Genomic DNA, 19458 nt, shown 5'->3' with positions numbered 1-19458 from the left:
AAAACGGTATGAAAAAGCTATTCGTTCTCGCAGGAGTATCACTGATTCTTACCAGCTGTAATGTGAATTATGGCGGTTATCCTATCAGGAACCCTTATCCAACTAATAATCGTGGTAATGCGGGTAATGCAGCCAATACGGAAAGAGAATACAATGAGCTTATCAAAACCTATAAACCGGAAACAACAGAGGTACTCAACGATCTTCTCAATAATGATGATCCGGCTAATCCCAGAACTTCCATCTCTGTAGAAAATAAGTCCCGTTGCAATATGGTACTTACCGTAAGCGGAAACAATTTCTTTAAAAAGATTCCCATAGGTGCCGGAAAAATAGGTTATACAATGGTTCCTAAAAATCAAAACTACAGATTGTCCGGAATGCTTTGTAATTCATCTTATCAATCTACAAAGTTTATTACGAGTTCATACTCTATAAAACTTACAAATTAAAATAAAACCCGCAGACATACTGTGGGTTTCCTTTTTCATAGTTAAACGGTCAGTATAGCTATTAATAATGGATTAGTCTCAAACTGGGGATTACATTGTTAGGTGTTATGGAATTTAATTTGACGCAAAGTTTTATAATCTTATCTTATATTCTTAAGAAAGCAAAGGATGAATTAATTTCATTGATTCTTTCTAAGCGAATACCTATTCACAAAGCTTTTTCAGCGACACAGTTGCCCTTCTTAGCTTCCTAAAGTAAAACATTTGACGTCTTTCTTTACGATTAAAAAAAGTGTTTCTTCCATAAAATTAGCTCCAATTTTTGCCCCCTCATTCAATCATTTTCCATTTTAAGAAAAACCATAATACATCATTACAGAGATACTTTAAACTCATTTTGTATAAACAAAAAAACGCTGGACCTAGATCCAGCGTTTTTCCTATATTAAAGAAAACCTTTAATTATTCAGCATCGAAATCAGCATCTGTATCAGCAGATACTTTTTCTCCTTCTTCTTTAGATTTTTCTTTATCAGCTTTTCTTTGAGACTGACCTTCTTTGATAGATTCAGAAACTACGCTAAGGATCATATCAATAGACTTAGAAGCATCATCGTTTCCTGGGATAACGAAATCAACTTTTCTTGGGTCAGAGTTTGTATCAACGATACCGAAAACTGGAATACCTAATTTCTTAGCTTCAGTTACCGCGATGTGTTCTCTTAAGATGTCAACTACAAATACAGCAGAAGGAAGTCTCACCATGTCAGCGATAGAACCTAAGTTCTTCTCTAGGTTAGCTCTTTGTCTGTCAACTTGTAATCTTTCTTTTTTAGATAAAGTTTCGAACGTACCGTCTTTTTTCATTTTGTCGATAGAGTTCATCTTCTTTACCGCCTTTCTGATTGTAACGAAGTTCGTTAACATACCTCCAGGCCATCTTTCTGTAATATAAGGCATATTAAGTTCAGAAGCGTGTTTTGCAACCACTTCTTTCGCTTGCTTCTTAGTAGCTACGAAAAGAACTTTTTTACCTGCAGAAGTTAATTTTTCTAAAGCGCTGCACGCCTCATCTAATTTAACTGCTGTTTTATGTAAGTCTACAATGTGAATACCGTTCTTCTCCATAAAAATGTATGGAGCCATATTTGGGTTCCACTTTCTAGTCATGTGACCGAAGTGTACGCCAGCCTCTAAAAGGTCTTTTACATTTGCTTTTGCCATGTTTTCTGTTTTTGTTAGTTTACTTTCCGTCTTTTAAACAATCAACAACTTCTTTAGATGGGAGAAGCGTTTGGATGCTAAACGTAACGGGCAATTTTAAATTTAAGATTAATAGATTTCAGATATAAGATACCAGACAAAAAAAGTCCGAAATCTGACATCTCCAATCTGATGTCTGAAAAAAAATTAACGTTTTGAGAATTGGAATCTCTTTCTTGCTTTTTTCTGACCTGGCTTCTTTCTTTCCACCATTCTTGCGTCTCTTGTAAGTAAACCAGCTGGCTTTAATGCTAATCTGAACTCAGCGTTGATTTCGCATAAAGCTCTTGAAATACCTAATCTGATAGCTTCTGCCTGACCTGTATTACCACCACCGAATACGTTTACGGTAACGTCATACTGACCAACAGTCTCAGAAAGGATGAACGGTTGGTTTAATTTGTAAACCATCACGTCTGTAGAGAAATATTCTTTAGCATCTTTACCGTTTACTGTAATGTTTCCAGAACCTGGTTTTACATAAACTCTAGCTACAGAAGTTTTTCTTCTTCCGATTTTGTGAACTATAGACATAATTAATTATTTAAATTCGTTAACATTAATTGTTTTAGGCTGTTGAGCTTCATGTTTGTGCTCAGTTCCTTCATATAAATAAAGGTTCTTAAGGATAGCAGCACCTAATCTGTTTTTAGGCAACATACCTTTTACAGATTTCTCTAATACCTTTAAAGAATCTTTCTTTTGAAGTTCAGCCGCAGTCATAGACTTCTGTCCACCAGGGTATCCTGTATGCCAGATATAAGTCTTATCAGCCCACTTGTTTCCGGAAAGCGTAATTTTCCCAGCATTCAAAACGATTACGTTATCACCACAATCTACGTGAGGTGTAAAGTTCGTTTTGTGCTTACCTCTCAAAATCTTTGCAACCGTAGAAGCTAGTCTTCCTAACGGCTGTCCTTCAGCGTCTACCACAACCCATTCTTTATTAGCAGTAGCTTTGTTCGCTGAAACAGTTTTGTAACTTAATGTATTCACACGTTTTAGTTAAAGATTAAACATAATTTACCCCTAAAAGGGTGTGCAAAGGTACAAATTATTTTTGTAACCCAAAAACATATTTCATTTAATCTATAGAATATCTGCTATTCAGCCTTCTACCATTATATTTTAACAGTTTTTATATTTTGGCATAAATCTTGTAAATTGTTGCTGCGATGAAAAAAAACGCTTAGAAGATTCTAAGAACACAAATATGATAAAGCAAGAGTTTCTTCCCTCAACTCTTTCTTTATTCACTTTCCTTACTATTAACTTTTATCTGCTATCTCAGATTGGGTCGTTTTAAAATATTTTTATTCATTTTATATTTATATTAATATTTTCTTCAAAAAGACATCATAATCTTTATTTATTTCATTAAATAATTATCTTTGTCGCAGAAGAAACTACCCATGAGTCACGGAAAAATCAGAGAAGATAAATCCTGCCTGAACTGCGGGCACCACGTCGAAGAAAGATTCTGCCCCCATTGCGGACAGGAAAATACTGAACGCAGACAACCTTTCTATTTCCTGTTTACCCATTTTGTTGAAGATTTTACCCATTATGACGGACAATTTTGGGGCACAGTAAAAAATCTGTTATTTAAGCCCGGTAAACTTACCAACACGTACCTGGAAGGTAAGAGACAAAAATTTGTTCCTCCTGTAAAGCTTTATATTTTTGTCAGCTTTATTACATTTTTTGTATTTGCACTATTTCCCATGGTAAATACAGGATCCAGTGAAAAACATAATGAAAAGCAAGGTGATACAGGTCTTGCAAAAATTATGAACCCCATTAAAGCTATTGGAACACAAAAAATAATAGACAGTATAAAAGCAAAAAAAGCATTAACCGAACAAGATTCTCTTGCTATTGAAAAACTAGAAATGATTCCTGATTCTGCCGATGTGGAAAAAATACTGGATATGGACAGTACAATAGATTCAGGTGATGGAAACTATAAAACAAAAAAGTCCTATGACTCAGCTAAAGCTAAAAACCCAGGGCTCTTTGATTTTGTAGAAAGACCGATTATTCATAAATACTTTGAGCTTAAAGAACACGGGGTTACTAAAAAGGAGCTATTAAACAATATGTTAGAAAAATCATTTCACAATCTGCCTAAAGCCCTCTTCATCTATCTGCCTTTGTTTGCCTTCTTCTTATGGGTATTTCACAATAAGAAAAAATGGTGGTATTTTGATCATGGAATTTTTACCCTGCATTACTTCTCTTTCTTATTACTCATCGTTTTATCGATATTCCTATTTGGAAAGCTAGCAAAACTAACAGAAATTAAAGCTCTTAATGCACTTATCTATTTCGTAATGACTATCATTACCATATACAGTATGGCGTATTTCTTTATTGCTCATCGCCGGGTTTATCACTCACACGGACTGGTAAGCATTATAGTCGGGATCATATTATTTGCTATCAACTTCTTTGCATTCATGTTTTTACTGGCAGGGCTCGCTCTGGTAAGTTTTATGATGCTCCATTAAATAAAAAGAGACTATATTAAATAAAAAAGGCTGTCCATTGGGCAGCCTTTTGTTAGTTTTCATTTTCTTAATGATCTATTTCCTTAATGATTTCGTCCCTCTAAAACTTGCAATTAAATAATAGGCTACAAAAACCATAGAAAATTTCAGAATAGATGGAATAGCCAGCTCAAGTTTAAAAATCAGAGTCCCAATAAGAACAAGAACTCCCATAGCAACGAAAGATAAACCTAGTTTCTTAGGTAATGTAAAATCCGGAGTATCCAGATAATAGGCAGTTCCCCATGCCGCACCAAAGGCAACAGCATAATAGATTTCCAGTGCTATACTCTCTGAACTTATAAAGAAATAATTAATAAGGAAGCTCACCACCGTTCCCAATGCGAAATATATCAAAGCTTTTTGCATGTCTGTAAAATATGGTGCAAAAATAAAGATTTAATTCTAGTAATTACCGACCTACTGATTTCTAAACAAAATACGTTAATTCTTTTTGATTCTGTAACCACCGAACCTCAGCACTTTGAAATCATCAAACATTAAATTGGAGATATTTTATTAAATAACCCAACACACAATACTGATATTCAACAATATAAAATCAAACACAAGGTTCTTTTTTTATTATTATATTTGAAAACTTAGAAACTTTCTAGAATTTTTATGGAAACCCAAAAATATACTCCAACCAACAAGGTAAGAATCGTAACAGCTGCCTCATTATTTGACGGGCATGATGCTGCGATCAATATTATGCGTCGTGTCATTCAGGGAACTGGATGTGAAGTTATTCACCTAGGACATGATAAATCAGCAGAAGAAGTTGTAAATACGGCTATTCAGGAAGATGCCAACGCTATCGCATTAACGTCCTATCAAGGGGGTCACAATGAATATTTCAAATATATCTATGACCTTTTAAGAGAAAAGAATTCCCCACAGATTAAAATTTTCGGTGGTGGCGGAGGTGTAATTCTTCCGGAAGAAATCAAAGATTTAATGTCTTATGGAATTGACCGAATTTATTCTCCAGACGATGGTCGTGAACTTGGACTTCAGGGAATGATTGATGATCTGGTACACAGATCAGACTTCGCTACCGGAAAGGATGTTACAGCAGAAGACCTGGAGGCAATCAGCTTTGAAAATTCAACAAGCATTGCAAGAATTATTTCTGCTGTTGAAAACTTTTCTGATGAAAAACCTGAATTGGTAAATGCTATTGACGAAAAAGCAAAAGATTTAAATATTCCGATTATTGGTATTACAGGAACCGGTGGTGCCGGAAAATCATCTTTAACAGATGAATTGGTAAGACGTTTCTTACGTGCCAATACTGATAAAAAAATTGCGATTATCTCTATTGACCCTTCTAAAAAGAAAACAGGAGGAGCGTTATTGGGAGACAGAATCCGTATGAATGCGATCAACGACCCTAGAGTGTACATGCGTTCTATGGCAACCAGAGAAAACAATGTTTCTGTTTCTCCGTTCATTCATTCCGCCTTGAATGTCTTGAAACTGGCTCATCCGGATGTAATCATTCTTGAAACTTCAGGGATCGGACAATCAGGTTCTGAGGTTTCTGATTTTGCGGATGTTTCCATGTATGTGATGACTCCTGAATATGGTGCATCTACACAGTTGGAAAAAATCGACATGTTAGACTACGCTGATCTGGTAGCCCTAAACAAATCTGACAAAAGAGGAGCTCTTGATGCTCTTCAGGCAGTAAGAAAACAATTCCAGAGAAACCACCTTTTATGGGAAAGCCCACTGGAAGACATGCCGGTGTATGCTACTAAGGCTTCTCAGTTTAATGATCACGGAACAACGGAGCTTTACAACAGATTGGTTTCAAAAGTAAATGACAAGTTCGTAGATTTAGGACTGAAAACGTTTGTTGAACAGGAAATCACAGATGAAGTAACCATCATCCCTCCAAAAAGAGTTCGTTACCTTTCCGAAATCGTTGAAAATAACAAACAATATGATGCAAACGTTGAAAAACAGGCTGCTCTTGCAAGAACTATGTACCATATTGAAGGAGTAAAAAATATTATTTCCAATGAAGCTTTAGACACAGAATACCAAAAAGCAGAAAAAGAGCTTCAACAGGAAAATATTGACTTTCTACAGACATGGGATGATACTAAAAAAGCCTTCCATGCTGAGTTTTATTCTTATTTTGTAAGAGGAAAAGAAATAAAAGTAGAGACTTCTACAGAATCTTTATCTCACTTAAGAATTCCTAAAATTGCATTACCAAAATATAACGATTGGGGAGACCTGATCAAATGGAAAGGACAGGAAAACCTTCCGGGAAGCTTCCCTTATACGGCAGGAATCTATCCATTCAAAAGAACTGGTGAAGATCCTACAAGGATGTTTGCCGGAGAAGGAGGTCCGGAAAGAACCAACAGAAGATTCCACTATGTATCTGCAGAGATGCCTGCAAAACGTTTGTCCACAGCTTTTGACTCGGTAACGTTATATGGACAGGATCCTGCCTTACCACCGGATATCTATGGTAAAATTGGAAATGCCGGAGTTTCTATTGCTACATTGGATGATGCTAAAAAACTTTACTCAGGATTTGATCTGGTAAATGCATTGACTTCGGTTTCAATGACGATCAACGGACCTGCTCCGATGCTATTGGCTTTCTTTATGAATGCTGCTATCGATCAGAATGTTGAAAAATACATTAAAGAAAATGGTTTAGAGGCTAAAGTTGAAGCTAAGCTAAAAGAAAAATTTGATGATAAAGGGTTAGAAAGACCTAGATATAACGGTGAACTTCCTCCTTCCAATAATGGGTTGGGATTACAGCTTTTAGGATTAACAGGAGATGAAATAATCCCTGCTGATGTATATGCTGAAATTAAAGCTAAAACAATTGCTACCGTTCGTGGTACCGTTCAGGCTGATATTTTAAAAGAAGATCAGGCTCAGAATACCTGTATTTTCTCTACCGAATTTGCCTTAAGATTAATGGGTGACGTTCAGGAATACTTCATTAAAGAAAAAGTAAGAAACTTCTATTCAGTTTCCATTTCAGGATACCATATTGCAGAAGCGGGAGCCAATCCTGTTTCTCAGCTTGCCTTCACTTTAGCAAATGGGTTCACTTATGTGGAATATTACTTGTCAAGAGGTATGGATATCAATGATTTTGCACCAAACTTATCTTTCTTCTTCTCTAATGGTATTGACCCTGAATATTCAGTAATCGGACGTGTGGCAAGAAGAATCTGGGCTAAAGCAATGAAACTGAAATACGGAGCAGACGAAAGAAGCCAGATGTTGAAATATCACATTCAGACATCAGGACGTTCTCTTCATGCTCAGGAAATTGATTTCAACGATATCAGAACTACACTTCAGGCGCTTTATGCAATCTATGATAACTGTAATTCACTTCATACGAATGCCTATGACGAAGCGATCACTACACCTACCGAACAATCTGTAAGAAGAGCGATGGCTATTCAGCTGATCATCAACAAAGAATTAGGTCTTGCTAAAAATGAAAACCCACTTCAGGGATCATTTATTATTGAAGAGCTTACAGATCTTGTAGAAGAAGCTGTATATGCAGAGTTCGACAGAATTACGGAAAGAGGTGGCGTACTGGGAGCAATGGAAACGATGTACCAGCGTTCTAAGATCCAGGAAGAATCTATGCACTACGAGTGGTTGAAGCATACAGGTGAATATCCAATTATTGGTGTGAATACCTTCTTAGGAAAAGATGGCTCTCCAACTGTACTTCCTGGTGAAGTTATCCGTTCTACTGAAGAAGAAAAGCAGGCACAGATTGAATCACTTCATAATTTCCAGAAAGCAAATGAAGAAAAATCTGAGGATGCTTTGAGAAAACTTCAGCATGCAGCGATCAACCAGCAGAACTTATTCGAAGTGATGATTGATGCTGTAAAATACTGTTCTTTAGGACAAATAACCAATGCTTTATTTGAAGTAGGTGGTAAATACAGAAGAAACATGTAAGCCTTCTCATCAATACTTACAAAAATCATATATCAAAACCTCAAGGATTTCTTTGAGGTTTTGTATTTTTAAAGATAATTAAGAACTTAATGACCAAAAAATTTCAGATTAAAGAACCGTGTAAACAAAGATGGGAGGATATGCAGAATGTACCGGATGGTAAATTTTGTGAGGTATGTACTAAAAAAATCTGGGATCTTGACTGTTTTTCCGAGAAAGAAATTGAACAGATTTTAGAAGATGAAAAATCTATCTGTGGAAAAATTTCCTTTTTAAAACCTGCCTTATCAAGCGTAATGTTAGCTTTAACTTTAACGTCTGCAACACATATCCAGGCTCAGACAAATACTTCCGTGGTGGAAAATGTTTATCAAAAAAATATAACCATCAATGGTAAATTGATCTCTATAAACAATGTAAAGCTCAACTCAGGAGAAATTTCTCTGGTAACATTGGGAAAAATTTATACAGCAAAGGCAGATGAAGAAGGAAACTTCACTTTAACTTTTCCCGAAAAAGTTTTAGGAAAACAAAATATCATCAGAATAGATTATTCTGTAACGGGTTCCAATAATAAAGAATTTATAGATTATACCACTTCTATTCTACAACCCAACGAACTGCTGAGCAAACAGAATTTTGAAATTGAAAAAAAATATGTCACTATTGGCGGGATTTCAATTACGGATCTACAGCCTCCCGATTATTATTTTTTCGATGGAAAAAAAGTTGGAAAAAGAAAATTTGAGAGGATAAGACAAGAACATCCTGAATATAAGTATCTGGCTTTTTATGATCAAGTAACTGCCAAAGAATTATCCGGTAAAGGCTTTATCGAAAATTTGTATTTACTCTATTCCCATTAATTATTCTGGACAATATCATAAAAATACATTTATAATTTATCTGTATAACAATACATGAAATCTCCTTATTTTTGGGAGATTTTTATTTTTGAAAATGAAACCAAAAGCCTTATTTAATTGGAGCAGCGGAAAAGACTCTGCATTGGCTCTTTACAAAACCCTGAAAGAAGATCAATACGAAGTTGCTACTTTACTAACCAGCGTTAATAAAGAATTCCAAAGGATTTCTATGCATGGTGTTCATGTTTCCCTTTTAGAACAACAGGCTTCTCTTCTTAACATTCCTCTTACTAAAATGGAACTTCCCAAAGAGCCCTCCATGGAAGAATATCAGGAAATTATGAGTAAAACAATGGCTGAAATACAAGCTCAAGGCATTACCCATTCTGTTTTTGGAGATATTTTTCTTGAAGATCTTCGTAAATACAGAGAAGAACAATTAAATAAGATTGGAATGCAAGCCGTTTTTCCACTCTGGAAACAAAATACTTCAGATCTCATCCTGGAATTTTTACAATTAGGATTCAAAACTATTGTAACATGTGTCAATGGCTCCTATTTAGACAAAAGTTTTGCAGGAAGGATTATTGATCAGCAATTCCTTAATGATCTGCCGGAAAATGTAGATCCTTGCGGAGAAAATGGAGAATTTCACACCTTTACTTTTGAGGGTCCTATTTTTAAAAGCCCCGTTCAGTTTGAAATTGGAGAAACAGTACAGAAAACTTATCCCAAGCCTAAAGCAACACCAGAGGATGAGGATGGAGAATATACCTTTTGGTTCTGTGATCTGCTCCCGAAATAAAATATTCCCGGGAATGTTTATTTGTACCCTGAAAAATCCTTCTTAGCACGCATTTTGCTTCCTATAATGCTCTTAAAAATTTCAGTATCTTTAAGAGTATCAATGTTAATTTCAAAAAATAAACACCCGTGATCAAAAATTTAGTATTCCTCATTTCTTTTTGTTTTTTACTATCATCCTGTAAAACAGAAACTTCCCCCTCTCCTATCGATAAAAAAGCAATTATAGACTCTACCGTTACTGCTTTTCAAAAGACCCTTTTAGAGCAACAGATTGATTCTGTTTTTAAAAAGTATCATTTTAATGGAAGTATTGCCGTTTTTAAAGACTCTATTCCTCTTTACAGAAAAGAAAGCGGATATTCTGATTTTAAACGAAAAACAAAAATTGACAGCAATACTATTTTTGCGATTGGATCGGTAAGTAAGCAATTTACTGCAGTAATGATCTTACTTCAGATGGAACAGGGAAAACTGAATGTGACGGATAAAGTTTCAAAATACTTAAAGGAATTTCAGCTTAAAGAATACGAAAATATCACTATTCATCAACTTCTGAATCATACTTCCGGACTGAATATGATGGGTGGAAAACTTATGTTTAAAAGCGGCTCGGATTTCTATTACTCAAATGACGGATTTAATGCGCTTGGAAAAGTTGTAGAAAATGTAACCGGAAAATCTTATGATGAAAATGCACGGGAGCTTTTCAAAAAAGTTGGGATGGCTCATTCATCAACAGGTACTATTTTTCAAGGAAATAATTTCGCCTCCGCTTACGTAGGAAATAATAATACGGCTCAAGAAGTTCCGAATATGCCCAAAAGGGTAGGTGGAAAAGAAATAGGTACTCCCGCCGGTGGTATACTTTCTACCATTGATGATCTTCACACCTGGAGCAATGCTTTATATGGCGGAAAAATCCTTAAGCCAGCAACTCTCACTCAATTTATGGCAAAAAGTGCGGAAAGACACCATGCCATCTTTGGAAAAATGGGGTATGCTTACGGCATCATGCTCAATATCGGAAAGCCCAATTCTTACTTCCATAGCGGATATATAAAAGGGTCTCCGTCTCTGAACATTTACTATCCGGAAACGAAAACCTCTGTGATTATTCTGTCTAATATTGCAGATGAAGAAAAAGGAAAAGGACTTGTTTTCAGACCTCATATCGAAGTGAAAAAGATTACAGATAATCTTGAAAATACTTTAACACAAATTAAATCAAAACATTAGTCTTTTTTCTAATTAATAGCTGAGATCAAAATAAAATATATTATTTCGAAGATGTATTGATGCTAAGAAAATCTTGCATTTTCAACAAACTCTTTTTATGTTCGAAAAAATTAAGTAAAGTAAAAATCACACCGGTCTGAAGTATAAAAGGTACGATCAATGTAATCATAACCATCAATAGACTTACCTCATTCTGTTCTCTGAAAAACTGATATGCGTAATGTCCGTTTTTGGTAGTGATCTGAAACATAGAAATAGTACAAATCAGCATTAATCCTATATTTTGCTGATACATTGTATAAAAACATCTGCCCCTGTATTTAAAATCTGTTTTCATATATTTCCAGATTTTAAAATTCATGATCCATACCACTCCGAGAATAAGTAAAAACAATGCATTAAATGATCTGAACAAAATTCTATAAGTCTCCTGATTATTGGAAATGAAGATTAGCAATATATTGATCCCAAAAGCTAATATCCCAGCCAGAAAAGACGTTTTCATTAATCTGTTATATTTCTCCCTGATTATTTTCTTTGCAATAAAAGGAATGGGCGTTGAAAAAAACATCCAGTAGTTCACCGGAACAAATTCTCCTTTCCAGGAATCTTTTACTTTTGAAAATGCTTCTTCAAAGTCAAGTTTTTCTTCCAACTCTAAATCCATAATCTGGTTGATCATATGGTCTCTGATCTCCACGAGAATATCCACTGAAATCTGTTTGGAAACCAGATAATCTGTTATGCTGTTTTCTTGTGTCTGGGTTATCATATGTTGAAGATTGTTTGCAGGTTTACCAGATAACTTTTCATTTCATTCTCCTGATCTACCTGCTGTTTCTGTCCTTTCTCAGTAAGCAGATAGTATTTTCGGTCTCTTCCATTGATCTTTTGAACTTCTGAAGTAATCATTCCATCACTTTCCAGCTTATGCAATAATGGATATAAGGCTCCTTCAGTCATTTCAAGTTCTCCTTGGGTAAGTTCTTTTGCTCTTTGGGTAATTTGATAACCATACATTTTAACTTCTTTTGCAAGCAGCTTCAAAATGATATTCTGTAAAGTACCTTTATAAAGACTATTCTTTTTCATGGTGTTGCTTTTATACATTGCAAACATATGCATAATTTTCTTATGTATATAAATTTTATTAAAATTATTTAATTTGCCATCATGAAAAAGAGGTACTTTATTGCCATTTATCCTCCCCGGGAAATAATAGAAGAAGTCAAAATTTTTAAAAGAGACTTTGCTATTTCATATGACAATTCCAAAGCATTAAGCAATGAGGCACATATTACTCTTTTACCTCCTTTTCTCAGAGAATTGGAACTGGAAAATGACATCCATATTGCTTTTCAAAAAATTGATACACAGATACCATCATTCGAGGTTGAACTCAACGGATTTGGAAGTTTTCCAAACCCTAAAAACCCCGTGGTCTTTGTACATCCTGAAGATAATATTCATCTAACAGATCTTCACAACAGAGTAAAGCGGCAGTTCACTTTTGCTAAGCATTCTTTTAACCCTCACATGACCGTAGGTTACAGGAATCTCACATGGGAAAATTATCTTAAAGCATGGGAAAAATATCAGACTAAAGAATACAAAACTAAATTCATAGTTGATAAAATTTTATTATTGCGGCATGAAGGAACATGGGTGCCAATTGCAGAAAAAAATCTTCTCGGCTAAAATTCTAAAGGTTTATAAATCGTTTTAGTACTTCTTCTGCTTTAAATATTATTTTATAAAGTCATATCTTTGAACCAATGATTTCAGAGAAAATAATTTTAGGTATTGACCCAGGAACAACGGTTATGGGTTTTGGTCTTATTTCCGTTAAAAAAGGTAAAATGGAAATGGTTTCTATTCATGAATTAATTCTAAAAAAATATCCTAATCATGAAACCAAACTTAAATATATTTTTGAGAAAACATTAGCCCTTATTGATGAATACCATCCCGATGAAGTAGCTCTGGAAGCACCATTCTTTGGAAAAAATGTGCAGAGTATGTTAAAATTGGGACGTGCTCAAGGAGTTGCAATGGCAGCCAGCCTTTACAGAAACATCCCTATCACAGAGTATTCTCCAAAAAAAATTAAAATGGCTATTACAGGAAATGGTAACGCCAGTAAAGAGCAGGTAGCTGGAATGCTTCAGAATTTGCTTAAACTAAAGGAATTCCCAACAAAATATCTGGATGCATCGGACGGTCTTGCGGTTGCCGTATGTCACCATTTTAATTCCGGAACAATTGCAGATACAAAATCCTATTCCGGATGGGATAGTTTTTTGAAACAGAATCCGGACAGATTGAAATAATAGTTTTTCACTAAATTGAAATTCCAGATAAATTTTTTTTTGAATAAATAATTCTAAAAAGTACATTTTTGATCGTGTAAATATTAACGTTGGTAAAATTACTTGGTAAAACATAATACTATCTTTTACATTGGTATGATTTTTAATACTACCTTTGTATAAATTTTCAGCTATGAAAACAAACCAACAAACTATAAATCAAGTGAATCATAAAATAAATTGGTTCCAGAAGTTTCTGATGCTCTGCTCCGGCGGAAACATCCATATTTTAAGAAAAACACCTAGTGAATGGAATAAATTCTCAGGAATTGGAGGAATTGTACTCTTTACCGCAGTATTTGCAACATTATCTGCAGGCTATGCCATGTATACAGTATTTGATGACATTTGGACATCTGTAGGATTCGGTATTTTATGGGGATTAATGATCTTTAACCTTGACAGGTATATTGTTTCCTCCATTAAGAAAACCGGAACATGGTGGAATCAGATTTTAATGTCTATCCCCAGATTGATTCTTGCTACGTTCTTAGGAATTATTATTTCAAAGCCTTTAGAGCTTAAAATATTTGAGAAAGAGGTAAACAAGCAACTGAATACAATTATTCAAAGGAATAAAAAGCAGCTTCAGGGTGAAATGTCCGGAAGGATTCTCCAGCAAAGCGGTCCTTTTGAAACGGAAAAGAAAGAGATTTCAGAAAAAATTGCAGTATATCAGAAAGCGTATGACTCTGCATCTGTAGAGCTTGAAAAAGAAATCCTGGGGAAACAATCCGGCTTAACGAGCGGTAAAGAAGGTTTCGGATCTAATGCGAAGCGTAAGCAACAATTAAAAGAGCAGCGCAGACAGGATCTTGAAAACTATCAGAAACAAGCTGCTCCAAGACTAGAATACCTCGATAAAGAGATTTCAAAAGTATATACAAATCTGGAAACAGAAAGAAAATCAACAGAAACTTTTGAGGATAAATTCAATGGTTTTGCAGCCAGATTACAGGCATTGGACGAATTGGGAAAAAATTCTGCCATCATAGGTCTTGCAGCAACTTTTATCATGGGATTATTTATCTGTCTTGAGATTTCTCCTGTTCTCGTAAAGCTAATCTCTCATGTAGGTCCTTATGACTACCTTTTAGAAAAAACGGAAAATGACTTTAAACTTTATTCTAAAGAAAAAATTGAGAAAGGAAATGCTTTAACGGATTTTAGGATCGATGATTTTAAGGATAATTTAAAAAAATAGTATGTTTTTACATATAAAATTGTTGATAAGAAATAAAGTCAGAAAAAGCTGAATGCTTACAATATATTAAAGGAATATTTTTTGCAGGAATCTGAATATGCCATCCAGTGTTGTTAATAGTTTTATATACTTCCCGGAAACTGAAATATTGAGAATTGTATATCAGTCAGGAGCTGTTTATGATTATTTTAAAGTTCCGTTTACCATTGCGGAGAATTTTGGAAAGGCAAGTTCTAAAGGAAAATTTCTGAATACGGTTATTAAACCTAAATTTCGATATCGTAAGATTAAATAAAAAATGCCTCCATTTTGGAGGCATTTTTATATATTTTAAATCAAAAGATTATTTGATGATCAATTTCGAAGACTTACTGTCTTTACCATTAGAGATCTGAATCATATAAACTCCTTTTTCTAATTGTTGGTTTACTTTATAAATTCCGTTTCCTTCTTCAGCTACATCTGGGCTTGCTACCAATCTTCCAGCCATATCAGAAATTGAAACTTTTAAATTTTTACCGTTTTTAGCTTTGATGAAAATTTTATCACCAGTAGCTACCGGGTTAGGATAAACTACCAAATCATCATTATTAGCTTTTACTTCGTTGGTTGCTAAGCTTGTTACAAATGTTACAGAATAATCTTCTATTTGTCCGTAATTTAAGTTTCCACAAGCAGTTAGAGGTCCACCAATATCAGCTAAAACTCTCATACGAAGAGGAGTATTCATTGTTGCTGTTGCAGGTGGGGTGAAAGTAGCTGTGAAAGTCCCCCAATCATCAGCTCCTGCAGGAACATTATTTCCTGAAGCCACCAATTCATTAGATTCAAAAGTTCCGTTGTTGTTATAATCAATCCAAACTCTTATTGACTGATTTAGATTTGTTCCTTGTACAAAACCTACTTCAATAGTTTGCTGCTGACCTATCACTAATGGTGTATGAGCATTTGCTAAACAATTTTGAGTCGTATAATCAATATAATATCTTAAATCTCCAGGCCAAGCACCTGAAGATGAGTTATTAATATTTCCAAGCTTTACAGATGTAGGTCCAGCAAGAGATACTATTCCATTTGGACTTCCTACACTTGGGTTAGTAACTCCAGCAGGATTACAGGTAGCAGCAATAGGAGTAGTTGAAACACTACTTGCAACAGGTGCTGTTGCTCCTTTTGAAGTTGTTAAACTATTTCTGATTAACATAAAGAAGTCATTAATTCTTTGCCCTTGTCCTGCAGTAAATTTCTGTGCAACAGAGTTTGTATAATTCATCATATTATACTGTACACCCTGATAGTTTACCCCTGTACAAGGATTCACTGTAGAATTGGAAGGAATCGTTGGCCAGAATGTATATGCACTTCCTGCTCTTTCAGTATCACATACTTCATCATCATCATTGGCACAAACACCTGTTGTAGGAGGACAATAATCCGGATCTCCTGGAACAGCGTCATATCTACCTCCGTCAAAAGTATGATATAATCCCATTGCATGACCAAATTCGTGTGCAAATGTTGTATCATGCGGGTTGGTTACTACACCAGTTTTCATAAAAGACTCGTATCCTGCATCAGTACTATTCGGGAATGCGGCAAACCCCATTAGACCAGCATTTGGTGTATTGCTTCCATCAAAAGTAGTAATTACATAAATATTAAAATAGGATGCTTCTGGCCAGTGCGGAGCCAAAGCTTTGATATTAGCTCTACTTGCTCCATTTGTAGTCTGATAAGCCATCCCCGATGTATTATATCCAGATAATGATGAACCGTTGTATCTTATAATACCATTTGTTGCCGTACAATTAGGTGTTCTTTTTGCTAGTACTAATTTAATTGGAAAAACGGCAGAAGTTCCAAAATCACTAGGTGTGCCTGATGCCGGCCAAGGATATGTACCTGCATACATTTTATTAGCATTATCTATCCAAGCCTGGATCTGAGCATCTGTTCTGGTATAATTGGCATTACTTCCTTCAATAACGTGAACAACCACTGGAATTTCATAAACTCCATTTACCGTTTTAGCAGATTGAGATAATGGATTAGCTTTTCTGTCAGCCTGAATTTTTCTAACTACTTGATCAAACACCTGTCTTAATCCAGGATTTTCTTTATCCTGCACTTGTAAAGTTTCATCAAAGCCACATATTTTAGCTTGATGTTGCTGTTGCTGCGCCGTTAACGAAAGCGAAAATAACATCGCTCCATAAAGGAAAGTTTTCTTCATTTCAATAATTTTTAAAAAGTTTTTAAATTTACAACATTACAATAAAAAAATGTATTTTTTACTTATTTTCATCAATTAAAAAACAAATAAAACACAAATATCATTACAGTTAGTAGTAAAAAATACTTTTTTGTTACATTAATCAAAATTAAAATTTAATAATTAAAATAAATATTTTTTAAACCAGATCATAAAAATAAACGATTTTAAGAAAAAACTCATTTAAAATAAAATTTATTAAAATCATAAGATTGCGAAACAAATACCTAATAATCAACACTAAAAAAGTATTTAATCAAATTAACTCTAATTATAGACAAAAATAAAAGCCGCACAGACGTGCGGCTCTTTTATCATATGAATTATATTCGTTTATAAAGAATAATTCGGAGCTTCCTGAGTGATGATAACATCATGCGGGTGAGATTCTTTCAATCCGCTTCCTGTAATCATTACCAATTTGGAATCTTTCTGTAAAGCTTCAATATCTTTAGCTCCACAGTATCCCATACCGGCTCTTAAACCTCCCGTCAACTGGAAAATTACATCTTCTAATTTTCCTTTGTGCGGTACTCTTCCTTCAATTCCTTCCGGAACGAATTTCTTAGCTTCACTTTGGAAATATCTTTCTTTTCCTCCTCTCTTCATTGCAGAAAGACTTCCCATACCTTGATAAGACTTGAATTTTCTTCCCTGGAAAATAATTTCTTCTCCCGGAGCTTCATCTGTACCAGCTAAAAGAGATCCAAGCATTACTGCTCCTGCTCCACTTGCAATAGCTTTTACAATATCTCCTGAAAGCTTGATACCTCCATCAGCAATTACTGTTACATTTTTAGATTTTGCGTACTCGTATACGTTGTAAATTGCTGATAACTGAGGAACCCCAACTCCTGCAACTACTCTTGTTGTACAGATAGAACCAGGTCCTACTCCTACTTTAAGAACATTTGCTCCTGCTTCGATAAGATCTTTTGCTGCTTCCGCAGTTACAATATTTCCTCCAACGATATCTAAGTTCGGATATGCTTTTCTAATCTCAGAGATTTTGTCTAGCACACCTTTAGAATGTCCGTGAGCAGAGTCAATAGCAATAATATCTACTCCAGCCTGAACTAAAGCTTTAATTCTGTCTAAAGTATCTTCTCCTACACCAACTCCGGCTCCTACAATAAGGCGTCCGTTTCCGTCTTTATTGGCATTTGGATATTCTAATTGATTATCAATATCCTTGATCGTAATTAATCCAACAAGTTTGTTATCTTTATCTACGATAGGCAATTTTTCCACTCTGTTTTTAAGAAGGATTTCTTTTGCTTTTTCAAGGTTAGTATCTTTGTCAGAAGTGATCAGGTTATCTTTAGTCATGATCTCTTCCACTTTTATATCAAGATTTTCCTGATATTTCACATCTCTGTTGGTAATGATTCCGATAAGAACATTATCAGCATCTACCACTGGTAAACCTGAAATTTTGAACTTGGACATCATTTCCTTAGCTTGTCCTAAAGTATGATCTTTAGAAAGGGTAACCGGGTCTGAGATCATTCCGTTCTCGGAACGCTTTACACGGTTTACTTGTGCTGCCTGCTCGGCAATCGTCATGTTTTTGTGAATAAAGCCTAAACCTCCGACTCTTGCCAGGGCAATTGCTAAATCACCTTCAGTAACTGTGTCCATCGCAGCGGAAACTATCGGAACATTCAGCGTGATTTTGTCGGTAAGTCTTGATTTTAATGAAACCTGGTTAGGTAAAACTTCTGAATAAGAAGGGACTAGAAGAACGTCATCGAAAGTGATGGCTGTCTCTACAATTTTGTTATGAATAGACATCTTTACTTTCTTTGCAAAATTAGGTTATTTTGACGAGATATGAAAATCCTTTTTGATAGTTTACATAAAATTTAATAATCAATAACTTAAATCGAAAAACCATTCCTTTATAGGAACGGTTTTTCTTCACAAAATAATTTTGAATTGTACGAATTACTTGCTTTATTTATTATTTACAGTAACGGAATTGATCATTTTTGAAATATCATCAGGGGTAAAATTTCCTTTTACATCTACAAAAACCAATTCTTTATTCTTAGAATCTACTGTAAGTAGCATATTTTTAATACTCTCGCCATCCTGCTTTACTCTTATATTAATATTATCACCATCATGTTTTATGGTTGCCCATTCTTCATAATGATTGTCATTTAAATATTGAGCATAATCATTCAGCATTTCTGCATTTCCATCGGTTACCGTAAGAACTTTTATTTTAGATGCTTTCTTTATGAGATTAATTGTCTCTTCATTTTCTCCTTCTTCTCTTAATGCTTTTTTAATATAAGACTTTGCGAGAAACATCGGTACATTAACACTCATAAATTTTGCTCCTTTAAAATCATATTTTGCATTAGCAAAGAAGTCTATATTGGGTTTCTTTGAGACAACACACGACTGAAGCATAGCTATTGTCAAGACAACTAGAAAAATGTTGGTAAGAGTTTTCATAG

Annotated in this window: 19 protein-coding genes; 10 read left to right on the top strand and 9 right to left on the bottom strand. The window is 34.7% G+C overall.

Features of this window, described 5'->3' with window-relative positions; translation table 11 throughout:
• Nucleotides 1–8: 8 nt before the first annotated feature.
• Entirely contained in the window at nucleotides 9–452 is a 444-nt protein-coding gene (locus AC5YGG_RS11800; RefSeq protein ID WP_496144691.1) for a DUF6759 domain-containing protein, read from the top strand.
• A 462-nt stretch (nucleotides 453–914) separates the two neighbouring features.
• On the opposite strand, the gene rpsB is transcribed toward AC5YGG_RS11800, so the two are convergent.
• The 3 genes from rpsB to rplM all read right to left on the bottom strand — a co-directional run bounded on the left by rpsB (nucleotide 915) and on the right by rplM (nucleotide 2711).
• Nucleotides 915–1676: a 30S ribosomal protein S2 gene (gene rpsB / locus AC5YGG_RS11795; RefSeq protein ID WP_034692922.1), complete on the bottom strand. Its 762-nt coding sequence runs from the start codon at nucleotides 1674–1676 to the stop codon at nucleotides 915–917.
• Nucleotides 1677–1862: 186 nt separating this feature from the next.
• Nucleotides 1863–2249 (bottom strand): 30S ribosomal protein S9, encoded by a 387-nt coding sequence (gene rpsI / locus AC5YGG_RS11790; protein WP_007843277.1) that lies wholly within the window; start codon nucleotides 2247–2249, stop codon nucleotides 1863–1865.
• Between the two features lie 6 nt (nucleotides 2250–2255).
• On the bottom strand, nucleotides 2256–2711 hold the full coding sequence (gene rplM / locus AC5YGG_RS11785) for a 50S ribosomal protein L13 (RefSeq protein WP_027375420.1): 456 nt from the start codon (nucleotides 2709–2711) through the stop codon (nucleotides 2256–2258).
• A gap of 416 nt (nucleotides 2712–3127) precedes the next feature.
• Between rplM and AC5YGG_RS11780 the strand changes: the two genes are divergently transcribed.
• Nucleotides 3128–4225 (top strand): DUF3667 domain-containing protein, encoded by a 1098-nt coding sequence (locus AC5YGG_RS11780; protein WP_496144690.1) that lies wholly within the window; start codon nucleotides 3128–3130, stop codon nucleotides 4223–4225.
• A gap of 75 nt (nucleotides 4226–4300) precedes the next feature.
• Here AC5YGG_RS11780 and AC5YGG_RS11775 read toward each other — a convergent pair whose 3' ends face one another.
• Entirely contained in the window at nucleotides 4301–4633 is a 333-nt protein-coding gene (locus tag AC5YGG_RS11775; RefSeq protein WP_496144689.1) for a hypothetical protein, read from the bottom strand.
• A 255-nt stretch (nucleotides 4634–4888) separates the two neighbouring features.
• Between AC5YGG_RS11775 and AC5YGG_RS11770 the strand changes: the two genes are divergently transcribed.
• From AC5YGG_RS11770 to AC5YGG_RS11755, 4 genes are all read left to right on the top strand, one after another.
• The gene (locus AC5YGG_RS11770; RefSeq protein WP_496144688.1) at nucleotides 4889–8236 is read left to right on the top strand and encodes a methylmalonyl-CoA mutase family protein; all 3348 of its coding nucleotides are present in this window, start codon (nucleotides 4889–4891) and stop codon (nucleotides 8234–8236) included.
• An 89-nt stretch (nucleotides 8237–8325) separates the two neighbouring features.
• Nucleotides 8326–9102, top strand: coding sequence for a hypothetical protein (locus AC5YGG_RS11765; protein ID WP_496144687.1), 777 nt, complete (start codon nucleotides 8326–8328; stop codon nucleotides 9100–9102).
• Between the two features lie 94 nt (nucleotides 9103–9196).
• Entirely contained in the window at nucleotides 9197–9907 is a 711-nt protein-coding gene (locus tag AC5YGG_RS11760) for a Dph6-related ATP pyrophosphatase (protein WP_496144686.1), read from the top strand.
• Between the two features lie 128 nt (nucleotides 9908–10035).
• Complete coding sequence (locus AC5YGG_RS11755) at nucleotides 10036–11145, top strand: serine hydrolase domain-containing protein (RefSeq protein ID WP_496144685.1); 1110 nt, start codon at nucleotides 10036–10038, stop codon at nucleotides 11143–11145.
• 40 nt (nucleotides 11146–11185) lie between these two features.
• Here the strand turns inward: AC5YGG_RS11755 and AC5YGG_RS11750 are convergent, their stop codons facing one another.
• Both AC5YGG_RS11750 and AC5YGG_RS11745 read right to left on the bottom strand, forming a co-directional pair.
• Entirely contained in the window at nucleotides 11186–11917 is a 732-nt protein-coding gene (locus tag AC5YGG_RS11750; RefSeq protein WP_496144684.1) for a hypothetical protein, read from the bottom strand.
• Nucleotides 11914–12237, bottom strand: coding sequence for a PadR family transcriptional regulator (locus AC5YGG_RS11745; RefSeq protein ID WP_496144683.1), 324 nt, complete (start codon nucleotides 12235–12237; stop codon nucleotides 11914–11916). The genes AC5YGG_RS11750 and AC5YGG_RS11745 overlap by 4 nt, the downstream gene beginning before the upstream one ends.
• Before the next feature lie 81 nt (nucleotides 12238–12318).
• Here AC5YGG_RS11745 and AC5YGG_RS11740 point away from each other — a divergent pair, with 81 nt between their 5' ends.
• The 4 genes from AC5YGG_RS11740 (at nucleotide 12319) to AC5YGG_RS11725 (ending at nucleotide 15013) form a co-directional block, all read left to right on the top strand.
• Nucleotides 12319–12843, top strand: a complete 525-nt coding sequence (locus AC5YGG_RS11740) for a 2'-5' RNA ligase family protein (protein WP_496144682.1) — start codon at nucleotides 12319–12321, stop codon at nucleotides 12841–12843.
• A 77-nt stretch (nucleotides 12844–12920) separates the two neighbouring features.
• Entirely contained in the window at nucleotides 12921–13475 is a 555-nt protein-coding gene (gene ruvC / locus AC5YGG_RS11735) for a crossover junction endodeoxyribonuclease RuvC (RefSeq protein ID WP_496144681.1), read from the top strand.
• A gap of 172 nt (nucleotides 13476–13647) precedes the next feature.
• Entirely contained in the window at nucleotides 13648–14718 is a 1071-nt protein-coding gene (locus AC5YGG_RS11730; protein WP_496144680.1) for a DUF4407 domain-containing protein, read from the top strand.
• A 97-nt stretch (nucleotides 14719–14815) separates the two neighbouring features.
• Nucleotides 14816–15013: a KTSC domain-containing protein gene (locus AC5YGG_RS11725; RefSeq protein ID WP_496144679.1), complete on the top strand. Its 198-nt coding sequence runs from the start codon at nucleotides 14816–14818 to the stop codon at nucleotides 15011–15013.
• A gap of 48 nt (nucleotides 15014–15061) precedes the next feature.
• On the opposite strand, the gene AC5YGG_RS11720 is transcribed toward AC5YGG_RS11725, so the two are convergent.
• From AC5YGG_RS11720 to AC5YGG_RS11710, 3 genes are all read right to left on the bottom strand, one after another.
• On the bottom strand, nucleotides 15062–16951 hold the full coding sequence (locus tag AC5YGG_RS11720) for a GEVED domain-containing protein (protein WP_496144678.1): 1890 nt from the start codon (nucleotides 16949–16951) through the stop codon (nucleotides 15062–15064).
• Nucleotides 16952–17323: 372 nt separating this feature from the next.
• The gene (gene guaB, locus AC5YGG_RS11715) at nucleotides 17324–18784 is read right to left on the bottom strand and encodes an IMP dehydrogenase (RefSeq protein WP_496144677.1); all 1461 of its coding nucleotides are present in this window, start codon (nucleotides 18782–18784) and stop codon (nucleotides 17324–17326) included.
• 162 nt (nucleotides 18785–18946) lie between these two features.
• Complete coding sequence (locus AC5YGG_RS11710) at nucleotides 18947–19456, bottom strand: DUF4252 domain-containing protein (RefSeq protein WP_496144676.1); 510 nt, start codon at nucleotides 19454–19456, stop codon at nucleotides 18947–18949.
• Nucleotides 19457–19458 lie beyond the last annotated feature (2 nt).

The sequence above is a fragment of the Chryseobacterium sp. CS2K3 genome, assembly GCF_059515185.1.
Note: the sequence above shows the minus strand (reverse complement) of the source record. Positions and strands in the feature narration are given on the sequence as shown.